General features: G+C 65.3%; 2 protein-coding genes. Both read left to right on the top strand.

The genetic code is table 11. The features are described from left to right. On the top strand, positions 1-17,147 hold a 17,147-nt coding region (locus tag MTX35_RS17620; protein ID WP_374230320.1), incomplete at its 5' end, for an amino acid adenylation domain-containing protein. Positions 17,148-17,246: 99 nt separating this feature from the next. Continuing rightward, entirely contained in the window at positions 17,247-17,843 is a 597-nt protein-coding gene (locus MTX35_RS17615; RefSeq protein WP_243596210.1) for a hypothetical protein, read from the top strand. Positions 17,844-17,887: the final 44 nt, after the last annotated feature.

Raw genomic sequence — 17,887 nt, 5'->3', positions numbered from 1 at the left:
TGGGTTCGCGGATGTATCGCACCGGTGATGTGGTGCGGTGGAATGCTTCGGGTGCGTTGGAGTATGTGGGGCGTAGCGATTTTCAGGTGAAGGTGCGTGGTTTCCGGATCGAGTTGGGTGAGATCGACTCGGTGTTGGCTGCGGTTGCGGGTGTCGATTTCGTGGTGACCATCGGACGTGAGTCTGCTGCTGGGTCGACGGTGTTGGTGTCGTATGTGTTGCCGGTGTCCGGTAGCAGTGTCGAGGCGGGTGCTCTGCGTGAGCATGTCGGTTCGGTGTTGCCTGCGCATATGGTGCCGTCGGCGTTCGTGATGTTGGAGTCGATTCCGCTGACCCCGGCAGGCAAACTCGACCGCACCGCACTACCCGAACCCGATTGGTCCGCTCAGGTCACCTCGGGTCGTGATGCAGAGAATGCGGTCGAGAAGACTCTGGCCGGACTGTTCGCCGAAGTTCTCCGGCTGGACCGCGTCGGCGTCGACGATTCGTTCTTCGCGCTCGGCGGAGACAGCATCATGTCCATTCAGCTGGTCTCGCGCGCCAAGGCAGCAGGGCTGGCCCTGTCGCCACGAGACGTGTTCGAGCACAAGACGGTAGCGGCGCTCGCCGAGGTGGTCGCCTCCGGTGACGGCACCGTCCCCGTCGTGCTGGAGGAGCTTCCCGGTGGCGGGGTCGGAGACGTTCCGGCCACCCCGATCGTGCACTGGATGCTCGACCGCACGGCCGTGCTCGATCAGCACACCCAGACCGCCGTACTCACGCTTCCGGGCGACATCGAACTCGATGTGCTCGAGGCGACTGTCCAGACCGTCCTCGACCACCACGACATGCTCCGCGGCGTACTGCACCGCGGCGACGCCCCGTCGATGGAAGTTCTTCCGGTCGGATCGGTCACGGCGCAGTCCGTCGTGCGCCGCGTCTCGTCGACAACTGTTCACGGACAAGAGTTCTCGGATCAGGCCACGACCGAGGCGGCCGCAGCCGTCGGGCGTCTTGCTCCCGATTCCGGCGTGATGATCCAGATGGTGTGGTTCGACGCCGGGTCCGAGGGGAGTCGGCTGCTCGTCGTCGCTCATCACCTGGTGATCGACGGCGTGTCCTGGCGGATCCTCGTTCCAGACCTCGCCTCGGCGTGGGCCCAGATCATCGGCGGGAACACTCCTGAGCTGGCACCTGTCGGCACGTCCATGCGCCGCTGGGCGCACGGATTGCGTGAGGTCACTGCCACCCGCGGCGACGAGTTGGCCGTGTGGCAACAGGTTCTGGCTCAGCCCGATCCTCTGATCGGGTCACGTGCACTCGATCGCGAGATCGACGTGTACCGGACGGTGGACAAAGTCGAACTGGCGCTGTCCACCGACGTCACCGAGGGACTGCTGAAAGCGCTGCCCGACGCCTTCCGCGGCAGCGTCAACGATGGCCTGCTCGCTGCACTGGCACTCGCAATGACCGTATGGCGGCGCAACCGCGGGGTGATCGTCGACGACGCACTCATCTCACTGGAGGGCCACGGCCGCGAGGACCACGTCGTGCCGGGTGCCGATCTCGGCCGCACCATCGGATGGTTCACCACGATCTACCCGCTGCGGCTGACTCTCGACGGCATCGACATCGACGATGCGCTTGCCGGTGGCGCTGCAGCCGCCGCACTGATCAAGTCGGTCAAGGAACAGCTACTGGCCGTCGACGATCATGGCATCGGCTACGGCATGCTGCGCTACCTGGACGAGGACGGTGCCGCCGCCCTTCGTGATTTCCCGGCACCCCAGGTCAGCTTCAACTACCTCGGTCGTTACAGCACGGACATTCCGGATGAGCTGCGCGGACACGGTTGGCTACCCGTCGAGGACTCCGGTGTCGGCGACTCGCAGGACGACGATCTTCCGGTCGCGGCAGTGCTCGACATCAACGCCGTCACCACTGCCACCCCGACCGGCCCTCGGCTCGAGGCCACGTTCGCGTTCCCCACCGGGGTGCTCGACGCAGACGACGTCACGGAACTGACCGAGCTGTGGCGGCAGGCACTCACCGCTCTGACACGGCATGCTCAACGGCCCGAAGCAGGTGGCTTCACGCCGTCCGATCTGGACCTGGTGCGCCTCGATCAGAGTTCCATCGACGACCTCGAGCGGGTCTATCCCACACTCGACGACATCTGGTCCATGACGCCCTTGCAGGCCGGGCTGCTGTTCCACGCAGAGTTGTCGGATCAGTCCGTCGACGCCTACATCGTCCAGTTGGTGCTGGAGTTGCGCGGAAGCGTCGACGAAGCACGCTTCCGACGTGCCGCGCAGGCGTTGCTGAGAAGACACGCGAACCTACGCACCGCCTTCGTGCACAACAGCGACGGCGAGTCGATCCAGATCGTTCACCACGACGTGGACGTGCCGTGGACCGCGCTCGACCTGACCGAACTGAACGGCGACGACAGAGCTGTCGAGCTCGATCGCATCGAGCACGACGACCGAGCCACCCGATTCAACATGGCGCAGGCCCCTCTCCTGCGCTTCATGCTCATCACGGTGGCGCCGGGCGAGTGGCGTCTGGTGATGACCAACCACCACATTCTGCTCGACGGCTGGTCCACGCCGCTGCTGCTCAAGGACCTGTTGACGCTCTACGTGGTCGACGGCGACGACACCGTGCTTCCGCGCGTACCGGCATATCGCGACTACCTGTCGTGGTTGTCCAAGCGTGATCGCTCGACCGCGCTCACCGCGTGGACCGATGCCCTCGCAGGGCTTTCCGAGCCGACATTGTTGACCCCGGTCGAGAGCAGGCGCCAGGAATCGACGTTGGCCGGCCGTTCGTTGATCTCGCTCGATGTGGAGCAGACGAACCGGTTGCGTGGCGTCGCTCGCGAACGTGGCGTGACGATGAACTCGATGGTGCAGGCCTCGTGGGCGATGGTGCTGGGCACTCTGACCGGACGCTCCGACGTGGTCTTCGGTGCCACCGTGTCCGGACGCCCGCCGGAGGTCTCGGACATCGAGTCCATGGTCGGTCTGTTCATCAACACTCTGCCGGTCCGAATCCTGCTCGATCCGTCCGAGACGCTCGGTGAATACCTGGACCGGGTACAGACCGAACAGGCAGCTCTGCTCGATCACCACTACCTCGGACTCACCGATATTCAGCGCGCTGTGGGGCCGGCCGTCGCCTTCGACACCCTGACGGTGTTCGAGTCGTATCCGATGGACCGAGCCGGCCTGTCGGCCGACACGGACCTCGCCGGCATGCACGTGCACGATGTGCACGACGGCAGTGACACGGCGCAGTATCCACTGACCCTGGTCGCCATGGTCGACGATCGGCTGCACATCGAGGCCAAATATCTGCCAGAGTTGTTCGAGCACAGCGTCGTTGCTGCGACGGTCGACAGAATCGTCCGGGTTCTCGATGCCATCGCCACCGACACCGATCGACGTGTCGGGTCGCTGTCGTTGCTGTCCGAGGAAGAACTGGTCCGCTTGGCACCGGTTCGGGGACCGTCGTCGGAGGCAGTTCGACTCCTTCCGGACATCTTCACCGATGCAGCGGCGACGAATCCGCACGGCACCGCACTGTGGAGCGACGGCCGCACGGTCGACTATGCCGAGCTCGACGCGCGATCGTCTGCTCTCGCCCGAACTCTGATCGCTCGCGGTGCCGGACCGGAAACCGTTGTTGCGCTGGCCCTGCCACGTTCCATCGAATCCGTACTGGGCATCTGGGCGGTCGCCAAGACCGGTGCGGCATTCCTACCGATCGATCCGAGCTACCCGCGCGACCGCGTCGAGCACATGCTCGTCGACTCGAACGCGTCGCTCGGTCTCACCCTGTCCGCGCACACACCCGCGGTGGACGGTCTCGGCGCTGCCCGGTGGACTGTTCTCGACCAGGACGACACGCTCGCCGAACTCGAAGAACGCTCGACCACGCCGGTTGACGACAACGACCGCGTCGGCCCCGTGCACGTCGACCACGTCGCATACCTGATCTACACCTCGGGTTCGACCGGTGTGCCCAAGGGCGTCACCGTCACCCATCGTGGGTTGGCGAATCTGGCGGAGGAAGAGCGCACTCGTTTCCAGGTCGCTCCCGACGCGCGCGTTCTCGCGTTCGCATCACCGAGTTTCGATGCCTCCATCCTCGAACTACTCATGGTCTTCTCCGGTGCCGCGACCATGGTCATCGCGCCCACCTCGGTCTACGGTGGCGCCGAGCTGGCCGACGTGCTCGCGGAACAGCACGTCACGCACGCGTTCGTCACGCCCGCCGCACTCGCATCGGTGGATCCGGACGGCCTGACGGAGCTGAGAGTCGTCGCCACCGGTGGCGACGTCTGTCCGCCGGAACTCGTGGCCCGCTGGGCACCGGGTCGCCGGATGTTCAATGCGTACGGTCCGACCGAAGCGACCATCTTCTCATCCATCAGCGATCAATTGCATCGCGACTCGTCCATCGACATCGGTTCGCCGACAATCGGTTTCCGCGAGGTCGTGCTGGACACGCGGCTGCACCCCGTACCGGTGGGTGTCGCAGGTGAGCTCTATCTCGCCGGGCCCGCGCTTGCCCGCGGTTACCATTGCCGATTCGGCCTCACGGCAGAGCGCTTCGTCGCCGATCCCTACGGCGAGCCGGGTGCCCGGATGTATCGCACCGGCGACGTCGTGCGGTGGACCGAGTCGGGAACGCTCGAGTACGTCGGACGTAGCGACTTCCAGGTCAAGGTGCGCGGTTTCCGCATCGAACTGGGCGAGATCGATGCTGTGCTGACCGACGATCCGTCGGTCGAATTCGCTACCACCGTCGGTGTCGACGGTCCCGCGGGGAACACGATTCTGGTCGCGTACGTTCTTCCGCGGTCCGGCGAACAGATCGATACGACAGCGTTGCGCACTCATGTGTCGAGTTCGCTTCCGACGCATATGATTCCGACCGCGTTCGTCGCGCTGGACTCGATTCCGTTGACGCCCGCAGGCAAGCTGAACCGCAATGCGCTGCCCGCACCCGATCTCCATCTCGGAAGCGACTCGCGTGCACCGCGTAACGAGACCGAGCAGATCATCGCCGACATCTTCGGCGAGGTACTCGGAATCGAGAGCATCGGTATCGACGCGAGCTTCTTCGATCTCGGTGGAGACTCGCTCAGCGCCACCAGACTCACCGCACGAGTCAACTCCGCTCTGGACACCACGATCAGTGTGCGCGCGCTGTTCGAGGCACCCACGGTCGAGTCGCTTGCGGTGCGGGTACTGAGCACCCCGGTCGGCGCCTCTCGTCGTCCCGCTCTCGTCGCGAAGCCGCGACCGGATTCGATTCCGTTGTCGCTGGCACAGCAACGGATGTGGTTCATCAACCAGTTCGACGTTGCGTCGGCTGCCTACAACATCCCGCTCGCGGTTCGTCTGACGGGCCACCTCGACATCGCCGCGATGAGTGCAGCCGTCGGGGACGTCCTCGAACGTCACGAGTCGTTGCGCACGGTGTTCCCCACCCACGGTGAGCGCCCCGAGCAGAAGATCCTCGACGCGCAGACCGCGAGAACCGAACTCGAGGTCGTCGATCTGGACGCCACCGAGGTCGTGGCGGCCATCTCGGCCTCTGCCGCAACGGGATTCGATGTCTCGACCGATCTACCGTTCCGTGCGGTCCTGTATCGGCTGGCACCGGACGAGTTCGTGCTCTCGATCGTCGTGCATCACATCGCGGCCGACGGCGCGTCCATGGCACCACTGGCGCGAGACGTCATGGTCGCCTACGGTTCACGCGCAGCGGCCGGCGCTCCGATGTGGGCACCGCTCGCTGTTCAGTACGCGGACTTCGCGATCTGGCAACGCACCGTACTCGGCGACGAGTCCGATCCGTCGTCTCTGGCGGCACAACAATTGGAATTCTGGAAGACCGCCCTTGCGGATCTTCCCGACGTGCTGCCGCTGCCGCTCGATCATCCACGGCCCGCTCGGCAGTCGATGCGCGGCAACAGCGTTCGGTTCGAGATCGACCGCACCACTCATGCCGAACTGGTCGAGATCGCGCGTGCCAACGAGGCGACCGTCTTCATGGCCGTACACGCTGCGTGGTCGATCCTGATGGCACGCCTCAGCGGCACCGAGGACATCGCTGTCGGAACGCCGATCGCCGGACGAGGCGACGCGGCACTCGACGACCTGGTCGGCATGTTCGTCGGCACGCTGGTTCTGCGTACGGAGGTGGCACCGGGGCTCTCGTTCACCGAGTTGCTCCGTTCCACCCGCACAGCCGATCTGGCCGCCTTCGACAACACCGACGTCCCGTTCGAGCGACTGGTCGACGTACTCGACCCCGCTCGGTCGACCGACCACTCACCGCTGTTCCAGGTGCTGCTCGAATTCCAGAACAACACCTCGGCCACGCTCGAGCTGCCGGAGCTCACGGTCGAAGCCGTCGACATCGACGCGCACGTCGCGAAATTCGATCTGCAGCTGACCGTCGCGGAGCAGTACGACGACTCCGGCGCCCCGTCGGGGATGACCGCCGCGATCACCTACGCGGTCGACCTCTTCGAGGAAGCGTCCGTCGAGGAGTTCTCGGCACGATTGCGCGCCGTACTCGCCGCGGTGACGGCCGATCCCGAGCGCGTCGTCGGCGACATCGATCTGCTGCTTCCGGGTGAGCTCGACGCCATGACGGGTGACTGGAACCACGCTGGGCTGGTGGCATCCGACGCGACGTTGGCCGATCGATTCGCCACCGCCGCTTCGCGATTCCCCGATTCACGTGCGGTCGTCTTCGGCGATCGCTCGCTCAGCTACGCCGAACTGGACGAACGGTCCAGCCGGCTGGCACGTGTCCTGGTCGGGCGCGGAGTGACGTCGGAATCGCTCGTTGCGGTCGCGATGCCGCGCAACGAAGAGCTGATCGTGGCTCTTCTCGCAGTGATCAAGTCCGGTGGCGGCTACCTGCCGATCGACGTCTCCTACCCGGCCGACCGCCTGTCGTTCATGCTCGAGGACGCGTCACCCGTCTGCGTGATCTCCACGGTCGAAGACAGTGCAGCCGTTCCCGCCTCCGACCTCGATGTCCTTCTCATCGATTCACCCGAGCTGCTCGCCGAGTTGAGCGGTGTGTCGGGCGCGCCGCTCACCGACGCGGACCGCTCGGGTAGCACCAGCGCCGACTCGATCGCCTACGTCATCTACACCTCGGGCAGTACCGGTCGCCCCAAGGGCGTGCAGATCGCGCACCGCAACGTGGCGACGCTGTTCGCGAACACAGCAGATCTCTTCGATTTCGACGATCGCGACGTCTGGACGATGTTCCACTCGTACGCGTTCGACTTCTCGGTATGGGAGCTGTGGGGACCACTACTGCACGGTGGAACGCTCGTCGTCGTCGACTACTACACGGCACGCTCCCCGGAGCTCTTCCGCGAGTTGCTGGTACGCGAGAAGGTCACGGTGCTCAACCAGACGCCGACGGCGTTCTACCAGTTCGCGGAAGCGGACCGAGTGGCCACCGGAGACCTCGCTGCCGGCGCGGACTCCGAATCTCTGTCGCTGCGCTACGTGATCTTCGGCGGCGAGGCACTCGATCTCGGTCAGTTGGGTCGCTGGTACGCCCGACACGACGAGTCCGCCCCGACGCTGGTCAACATGTACGGCATCACCGAGACGACCGTCCACGTGAGTCATCTCGCCCTCACCGAACAGTTCGCCGCTTCGGCGTCGGCCAGCGTCATCGGCCAGGCCATTCCCGCGCTGCACGTCGCTGTTCTCGATACGCGTCTCAACCCGGTACCGCCTGGTGTGACCGGCGAAATGTACGTCTCGGGGGCACAGCTCTCTCGCGGCTACCTCGGTCGTGCGGGCCTGTCTGCCACCCGTTTCGTCGCCGATCCGTCCGGAGGGGCGGGCGCACGGATGTACCGCACCGGCGACACGGCCCGCTGGAATCGCGACGGGGCTCTGGAGTACCTGGGCCGCAGTGACATGCAGGTTCAGTTGCACGGCTTCCGCATCGAACTCGGCGAGATCGAGAGCGCCCTGCTGGCATACGACGGTGTCGCGGCCTCCGTGGTCTCGGTCAGGGACGACGGGTCCGGTGATCGACTGATCGGATACGTCGTCGCCGAAGCAGGTCGAACACTCGACCACGCCGCCGTTCTCGATTTCGTCGGACACTCGCTGACGTCCTACATGGTTCCGGCTGCGCTGATCGTGTTGGACGAGTTGCCGCTCACGGCCAACGGAAAGCTCGATCGCCGAGCACTGCCGGCTCCGGACTTCTCCGCCAACGTGACCGAAAGTCGTTTGCCGGCAACCGAAGTCGAATCGATCCTCGCCGGACTGTTCGCCGACGTCCTCGGCCTCGACACCGTCGGCGTCGACGACTCGTTCTTCGCGCTCGGTGGCGACAGCATCATGTCCATCCAGCTGGTCTCACGCGCCAAGGCAGCCGGTCTCGTCCTGGCTCCGCGCGACATCTTCGAGCGCAAGACCGTCGCGGCGTTGGCCGAGGTGGTCGTTCTGGGCGGCGACGTCGTCGTGCTGGAGGAACTCGCCGGTGGGGGAGTCGGATCGCTACCGCTGACACCGGTCGTGCGTTGGATGTTGGATCGCAGTACCGACTTCGGTCGCTACACGCAGACGGCACTGCTTCAGCTGCCGCTCGACATCGAGAGCGACACTCTCGAACGCACCGTCCAGGCTGTGCTCGATCGTCACGACATGCTTCGCTCCAGGTTGTTCGAGGATGCGGACGGCATCTGGCACGAGGAAGTGTCTCCGATCGGCACGGTGTCCGCCGCGTCGGTCATCCACGCGGTCTCGGTCGATTCGGTCGATGGTGCCGAGTTCTCCTCCCGTGCCGCAACAGAACTCGACGCCGCCGCGGATCGACTGCTCCCTGCCGACGGTGTCATGGTGCAGATGGTGTGGTTCCAGGGCCCGAACGGGTCCGGGCGACTCCTCGTCGTCGCGCATCACCTCGTCATCGACGGCGTGTCGTGGCGCATCCTCGTTCCGGATCTGGCGACGGCATGGAGCCAGATCGTCGCGGGCAGCGAGACTGTGCTGGCGCCTGTCGGAACGTCGATGCGGCGGTGGTCCACCGGACTGACCGAGGTCACCGCGAGCCGCGGCGACGAGCTCGGGTTGTGGCAGCGGATCCTCAGTGGTGACGATCCGACGATCGGTTCGCGACCACTGGACAAGCGCGTCGACGTCGACGCCACCGTGCAACGTATCCGCACTTCACTTCCGGTCGAGGTCACCGAGCGTCTGCTGACCACGGTGCCCGAGGTATTCCGGGGCAGCGTCAACGACGGCCTCCTGGCCGGGTTGGCCCTGGCTCTCACGGCCTGGCGTCGCGAACGCGGTGCCGCTGTACGCAGCGCGCTGATCACGCTCGAGGGCCATGGCCGCGAAGACGCCGTGGTCCCGGGAGCCGATCTCGGTAGAACTGTCGGCTGGTTCACCACAATCTTCCCGGTGCGTCTCGATCTCGGTTCGGTCGACCTCGCCGACGCGTTGGCGGGTGGAGACTCCGCCGGTGCACTGATCAAGGCCGTCAAGGAGCAGCTGCTGGAGATTCCCGACCACGGAATCGGCTACGGCATGCTGCGGTACCTCGATCCCGCTGGGACCGAGGCACTGTCCGAGTTCGCCGCTCCGCAGGTCAGCTTCAACTACCTCGGGCGGTTCTCGACCGGATCGACCGAAGGCATGGCCGATGTGGGCTGGATTCCGGTGGCCGACGCCGAACTCGGCGACGCGCAGAATCCGGACATGCCCGTACCGGCTGCACTGGACATCAATGCCGTCACCACCTCGACACCCGACGGCCCGCAACTCGACGCAACCTTCGCGTTCCCGGCCGGGGTCCTCGATGCCGACGCGGTCGGTCGGTTGATCGAACTGTGGACGCAGGCACTCACCGCGATCACCGAGCACGCCTCGGTGGACGGCGCGGGCGGCTTCACGCCGTCCGACCTCGAGCTGGTGGACATCGATCAGCGCTCCATCGAGGTGCTCGAGAAGCAGTTCCCCGACCTCGACGACGTGTGGTCGATGTCGCCGCTGCAGGCCGGGTTGCTCTTCCATGCTCGCCTCGCAGGTGAGGTCGGTAGCGACAGCTCAGGCGTCGACGCCTACATGGTGCAGCTCGGTCTCGAGCTGCGTGGCGTCGTCGATGCCGAGCGGATGCACTCCGCTGTGAACAAGCTCGTCTCTCGTCATCCGAACTTGCGAGCAGCCTTCGTACACAACAGCACCGGCGAATCGCTGCAGGTCGTGCAGAATTCCGTCACGGTTCCCTGGTCCGAGGTCGATCTGCGCGGTGAAGCCGACGTCGAGGCCGCACTGGAGACAGTCCTGGCGGCCGATCGCGGTGTGCGGTTCGAGATGGATTCTGCGCCGCTCCTTCGATTCACGCTGATCACCCTCGCCGACGATCACTGGCGGCTGCTGCTGACCAATCACCACATCCTGCTCGACGGATGGTCGACGCCTCTGGTCGTCAAGGAACTGATCACGCTGTACGTCACCGAGTCGGACGACTCGATGCTGCCGCGGGTGCCCGCGTACCGGGACTACCTCGCGTGGATGCGGCAACGCGACGTCGCGATCTCCACTGCTCAGTGGGTCAGCGCGATGGCCGGCGTCGAGGAGCCGACACTGCTGGTCGCCGGTGATCGGGGTCGACAGTTGTCGACTGTCTCCAGTGAGACCGAGCGGTCGTTGTCGATCGAGACCACCGCCGCGCTGCGCGACTTCGCAGCGCGCCGCGGGTCCACTCTGAACACACTCGTTCAGACTGCGTGGGGCATCGTGCTCGCGACTCTGACCGGTCGCGACGACGTCGTGTTCGGTGCAACCGTGTCGGGTCGGCCGCCGGAGGTGCCCGGCATCGAGGGCATGATCGGGCTCTTCATCAACACGCTGCCCGTTCGGGTCACGCTCGATCGGGCCGAAACACTCGGCGCGTTGGTCGACCGAGTTCAGGCCGAGCAGGCGTCGCTGTTGGACCACCACTACCTGGGCCTGACCGACATTCAGCGCGCTGCCGGTGCCGGGGTCGCGTTCGACACGTTGACGGTGTTCGAGTCGTACCCGGTCGATCGCGCCGGAGCTTCTGCTGCAACGGATTTCGCAGGTATGCAGGTGACGGATATCCTCGGCACCGACGCCGCGCACTATCCGCTCACACTGGTGTCGTCGGTCGACGAGCGCCTGAACCTCAAGGCGAAGTACCTGCCCGAACTGTTCGAGATCGAGGATGTACACGCCATCGTCGATCGAGTCGAGCGTGTACTCGATGCGGTGCTCACGGACGAGCAGCAGCCACTGGCTCGGCTCAGACTGCTGGCCGACACCGAATTCGCTTCGTTGGCTCCGGTATTCGGACTCGAAGGTCGCTCGACCCGGTTGTTGCCGGAGATCTTCTCCGACGCCGCAGCCGTCGATCCGGACGCCGTCGCGCTGCGCAGCGTCGACGGAGACATGACGTACCGAGAGCTCGACCGTAGGTCGAACCGGCTCGCGCGCATCCTGCTCGGCCATGGCGTGCGCACCGAGACGTTCGTCGCGCTCGGAATCGCGCGGTCCATCGAGTCGGTGCTGACGGTGTGGGCAGTCGCCAAGTCCGGTGCGGCATTCGTACCGGTCGATCCGAACTACCCGGCCGATCGCATCGAGCACATGCTCGCAGACTCCGGCGCAACGTTCGGTGTCACCACTCGCACTCACCTCGACGATCTGCCGTCGACCGTGCCGTGGATCGTTCTCGACGACCTCGCCACCGACGGTCCGAACGCGGTGAGCGACGAGCCCATCGCCGACGACGAACGCCACGGCCGCGTCACCCTCGCGAGCGCCGCGTACACGATCTACACCTCGGGTTCGACGGGTGTTCCGAAGGGGGTCGTGGTCACCCACTCCGGCCTCGACAACTTCGCGACCGAGCAGCGCGAGCGCTATCGGGTCACGAAAGCCTCACGCACACTGCACGTTTCGTCGCCGAGTTTCGACGCGTCCGTTCTCGAGTACCTCCTCGCGTTCGGTGTCGGAGCCACGATGGTGATCGTGCCGCCGACGGTGTACGGCGGCGAAGAGCTGGCGTCGTTGCTGGCCCGTGAATCGGTCACCCACGGCTTCATCACCCCATCCGCGTTGGCGTCGGTGGATCCGACCGGGCTCGACTCGTTCGCCGATGTCGTCGTCGGCGGTGAGGCCGTGCCCGCCGAGTTGGTCAGCAAGTGGGCTCCGGGCCGCAACCTGTTCAACGGGTACGGACCGACCGAGGCCACGATCATGTCCAACATCAGCGCACCGATGGTGGCGGGTGAGCCGGTGTCGATCGGCGGGCCCGTGCGGGGCGTGTACGAGGTCGTTCTCGACTCACGGCTGCAGCCGGTCCCCGTCGGCGTGGCGGGAGAGCTGTATCTCGCAGGCGTCGGCCTGGCTCGCGGTTACCACGATCGAATGGGTCTGACGGCAGAGCGATTCGTCGCCGATCCGTTCGGTGCTCCCGGTGCCCGCATGTACCGCACCGGAGATGTGGTGCGCTGGTCGCCGGATCTGACCGTCGAGTACGTCGGTCGCAGCGACTCTCAGGTCAAGGTCCGCGGTTTCCGCATCGAACTCGGTGAGATCGACGCCGCGCTCTCGACCCATCCGTCGGTCGACTTCGCGGCGACGTTCGGAACTCCCGGGCCGACCGGTGCCACAGTTCTCGTTGCGTACGTGCGCCTGACGGGGGACAACCCGGCCGAGACGGTCGATACCTTCGACACGGCAGTCCTGCGCGATCATCTCGCTGCTGCGCTGCCGTCGCACATGGTGCCCAGCGCCATCGTCGTCCTGGAGTCGATACCGCTCACTCCGGTGGGCAAGCTCGATCGCGCCGCACTTCCCGTGCCGGAGTTCGGCACTGCCACCTCGTACCGCGAGCCGGGAACGCCCGGCGAGCTCACTGTCGCGGCGATCTTCGCCGAGATCCTCGAAGTGAGTCGAGTCGGTGCAGACGACGGCTTCTTCGAGCTCGGCGGCGACTCGCTCAGCGCAACGCGAGTCATCGCCCGCGTCAACGCGGAATTCGGCACCTCGATCGGTGTTCGGACGATCTTCGAGACCCCGACGGTGTCGGGTCTGGCGACCGCTGTCGGCGCCGCGGACACTCGAACCCGGCGGCCGGCTCTCGTGGCGGTGTCGCGTCCGGATTACATACCTCTGTCGCTTGCTCAGCAGCGGATGTGGTTCATCAACCAGTTCGACAAGTCGTCGGCGGCATACAACGTGCCGTTGGTCGTCAAGCTGACCGGACAGTTGGACACTGCTGCGCTGGCTGCTGCGGTGGTCGATGTGCTGCAGCGCCACGAGTCTCTTCGAACGACCTTCCCCGACGGACCACAGTTCCCGGTGCAGCTCGTGCATCCGGCTGCCGAGGTGGCACCCGCGGTGGTGTCCGAACGGATCGATGCCGCTGTGCTGACCGATCGCGTGGCTCTGTTGGCCGGTCGAGGATTCGACGTGACCACCGAGATCCCGGTGCATGTCGAGCTGTTCGAGGTACTCGACCCCACCGACGAGGCATCGAAGGATCCCGTCTTCGTGCTCGCGATGGTCGTACATCACATCGCCGCCGACGGCGCGTCGATGGCACCGTTGGCTCGCGACGTCGTTGTCGCGTACTCGGCGCGCAGTGCAGGACAGGCCCCGAATTGGGAGCCGCTTCCCGTCCAGTACGCCGACTACACGATCTGGCAGCGGTCGCTGCTCGGAGACGAGCAGGACGCCTCGAGCGTGGCCGCGGCTCAGCTCGAGCACTGGTCCACTGCGCTCGCGGGGCTTCCCGACCTGCTGCCGTTGCCGACGGACCGGCCGAGGCCGACCACGCAGGATTTCCGCGGTGGCCGAGTTCACTTCACCGTCGATGCCGACATCCATCGGGCCCTCGTCGACATCACCCGCGAACAGAACGCCAGTATGTTCATGGTTCTGCACGCGGCGTTCGCCGTGGTACTGGCTCGTTTGAGCGGCACGGACGACATCGCGATCACCACCCCGGTCGCCGGGCGCGGTGACGCGGCGCTCGACGATCTTGTGGGCATGTTCGTCAACACGCTCGTGCTCCGGAGCCGAGTAGACGAATCCTTGGCGTTCGATCAGCTGCTGGGCCAGGTCAAGGCACACGATCTCGACGCATTCGATCACACCGAAATGCCCTTCGAGAGAATCGTCGAGGTTCTCAATCCCACGCGCTCGACGGCGTACGCTCCGCTGTCTCAGGTCGCGCTGTCGTTCCAGAACAACGAGAAGGCCTCGCTCGAGCTTCCGAATCTGAGGGTGGAGGGCTTCGACTTCGACGTACCCGTGGCCAAGCAGGATCTTCAGTTGCTGCTGTCCGAGAACTTCGACGACGAAGGACGTCCGTCCGGCTTCGAGGCCGCGTTCGACTACGCCACGTCACTGTTCGATGCAGCCAGCGTCGAGGCCATTGCGGCTCGACTGATCCGCGTTCTCGCTGCCGTCGGGCGCGATCCTCGCACGGTGGTCGGGGACATCGAGATTCTGGGCACCGACGAGCAGCACGCGTTGGCACCGGCGCGAGGAAACGCCGATGCGGCAGTCCGGACGTGGCCGGAAATGCTCGCGGCGTCGGTCGCTCTCGACCCGTATGCGGTTGCCATCACCTACCGAGGCGTCAGCCTGTCCTATGCCGACCTCGACAGCTGGTCCAACCGGATCGCTCGGAAGCTGATCGACTACGGCGTCGGACCCGAGACCTTCGTCGCGTTGGCGCTGCCTCGATCGATCGAGTCGGTGCTGTCGGTGTGGGCAGTGGCCAAGACCGGCGCAGCATTCCTGCCTGTCGATCCGAACTACCCGACAGACCGAATCGAGCACATGCTCGAGGACTCCCGTGCGGCAATGGGTCTCACCGATATCGACAGCAGCCGATCGCTGCCCGACACCATCCCGTGGCTGGTTCTGGACGATCCGGAGATATCGGCCGAGTTGTCTCGCTACCCGGCCGATGCGGTGACCGACGCGAATCGGACGGCGACGCTGCATGTCGACCACCCCGCGTACCTGATCTACACCTCGGGTTCGACGGGGCGGCCGAAGGGCGTCGCAGTACGACACCGTGGCTTGGCCAACCTCCAGGCCGAGGTGCTCGAGCGATTCCGTCCCACCCGGGATTCACGTGTCTCGCACATCGCGTCGCCGAGCTTCGACGCGTCGATCTACGAGCTGACGATGGCATTCGGAGTGGGAGCTACCGTGGTGATCGTTCCGCCGGGGGTCTTCGGCGGCGGCGAGTTGGCCGACCTGCTCGAAGCAGAACACGTCACGCATGCGTTCCTGACACCCGCGGCATTGTCGTCGATCGACGAGTCACGACTCGGTACCGTTCGCGTCCTTGCTGTCGGCGGTGAGGCATGCACTCCGGAACTGGTGGCGAAATGGGCGCCGGGCCGCAAGATGTTCAACGGCTACGGTCCTACCGAGACCACCATTCAGGCAAGTGTCGGCGGACCGTTGATCCCCGGTGGCACGGTGGACGTGGGCAGGCCGGGAACCGGTTTCCGGTTCATGGTGCTCGACGCACGTCTGCGGCCGGTACCGGCGGGAGTCTCGGGCGAGTTGTACATCGCCGGACCCGGCACTGCACGCGGCTACCTGCGCAGGTTCGGACTCACGTCCGAGCGATTCGTCGCCGACCCGTTCGGTACCCCGGGAGACCGGATGTACCGAACCGGCGACGTCGTACGCTGGGGGAGCGCAGGGGTCGTCGAGTTCGTCGGACGCAGCGATTTCCAGGTCAAGGTGCGCGGCTTCCGTATCGAACTCGGTGAGATCGACTCCGCGCTCACCGAGCACGAGCAGGTCGGATTCGCCGCCACGATCGGACATACGGCCGCATCCGGTGACACGGTGCTGGTGTCCTACGTTCTCGCAGCGGACGGCGGATCGCTCGACACCGAAGGGCTGCGCGATCGCGTCGCCAAAATGCTTCCACGCCACATGGTTCCGTCGGCGATCATCGAGCTCGACGACATTCCATTGACTCCGGTAGGCAAGCTCGATCGCCGGGCACTGCCGGTTCCCGAGCTGACGACGTCGACAACTCCGTATCGGGCACCGACCAGCGACGTGGAGTCTGCGATCGCCGACGCGTTCGCTCAGGTTCTCGGGGTCGATCGGGTCGGCATGGACGACAACTTCTTCGAGCTGGGCGGAACGTCGCTGGTGGCCACGAAGATCGTGCCCGCCATCGAGAACGCCATAGGAGTCCGGGTCCCGCTGCAAGCGTTGTTCGTCGATCCGACGCCTGCCGGGTTGGCCGCACGGGTCGCCGCGGATGCGGACGCCGGCGGTGCCGATCTCGATTCGGTGTTCGGCGTGGTGATTCCGTTGCGCGGGACGGGGGCAAAGGCTCCGTTGTTCTGCGTTCACCCCGGAATCGGTTTGTCCTGGGGATACGCCGGGCTCGTCTCGCACCTGAGCGATGACCGTCCCGTGTACGGGCTGCAACTGCCGTCCATCGTGGAAGGGTCGAGCTTCGGCTCGATTCGCGACCTGGCACACCGGTACGCCGACGAGATTCGCGCGGTCCAGCCGGTGGGTCCCTATCACCTACTCGGATGGTCGCTCGGCGGCTCGCTCGCTCATGCGATAGCAGTGGAACTGCGCAGCACCGGCAGCGACGTCGGCACACTCGCGCTGCTGGACAGCTACGTCGAAGGCCACGGTGACGACACCGCCGATGGGGGATTGAGCGTCGAGAACTTGCTTGCCGGGTTGGGGCTCGACCTGACGGGTCTGCCGTCGACCGAGCCGTTGACCTACGAGCGAGGTGTGGAGCTACTCGACGAGTCGCTGGGCCAGACGACCGGAGTTTCCGCCGACCACCTCCGGCGTATCAGTGCGGGATTCGAGAACTCGACTCGGATAATGGCCGAGTTCATCCCCGACGTGTTCGACGGAGATGTCTTGTTCTTTTCCGCAACTAAGGGCGCAAGCGATGGAATTGTTCGATCCCCGCAAGAATGGCGTCCGTATGTGACAGGAGATATCGTCATCCACGATGTCGACGTTTTCCACAACGAGATGACCAATGGCGATGCTGCCACGGTGATCGGTCCGGTAGTCGATTCACATCTCGGCAATACACCCGAATAACGTTTGGTGTGTTCTTCACCTCGAAGAGCACGAGTACGAATAACATCGGCATTCGATGCGAATGCTGTCGAACGCGAATCACTACTACCAGGGGACACAGTGAAACTGATCAGAACAGCAACGGTCGCGGTGGCGTTGACCGCTGCGGTAGCCACCGGAGCGGGCCACGCCGTAGCAGACCCGTCGTCGGATCCGGTGAACTACGAGACCTCGGTCAACCCGGACGGAACGGTCACCACCATCCTCGACGCCGGACTGTTCCGGGTCGACGCCACGAGCGAGACCGTGTCGATCATCGACCAGGCCGGTGCAACGATCGCCTCTGTTCCGCTGGAGTACACCGTCAACGGCACCGTCTACTCGATCGCACCGTTGATCGGGGCCGAGGGTCGAGAGTTGACGTTGACGCCGCAGACGGTTCCCGTCGCCGAGGTCGCGGGCCCGCAGACCAAGCAGCAGGCATTCGACAACATGGTCAATCAGCTCGCTATCGGCTGGAACAACGGCGGCGGCGTCGGCACAGCGATCGGCGCGGGCCTCGGTTTCGCCATCGGCTGTGTCTCGATCTTCCCGAACTTCATCTCGGGGTGCATCATCGGAACCGTGATCGGTACGGTCGCAGGCGCAGTCATCGGAACGTCCAACGGAAATCCGCAGGCGCAGCCTGCCGTCTTCGAGTACTTCGCTACTCCGTAAGGCACGTCGGCGTCGAGCCGATGCACGACGAAGAGCGGGTGAGG

Origin of the sequence: Rhodococcus sp. ARC_M12 (assembly GCF_022810385.1) — a bacterium.
GTDB classification, from domain to species: domain Bacteria; phylum Actinomycetota; class Actinomycetes; order Mycobacteriales; family Mycobacteriaceae; genus Rhodococcoides; species Rhodococcoides navarretei.
Note: the sequence above shows the minus strand (reverse complement) of the source record. Positions and strands in the feature narration are given on the sequence as shown.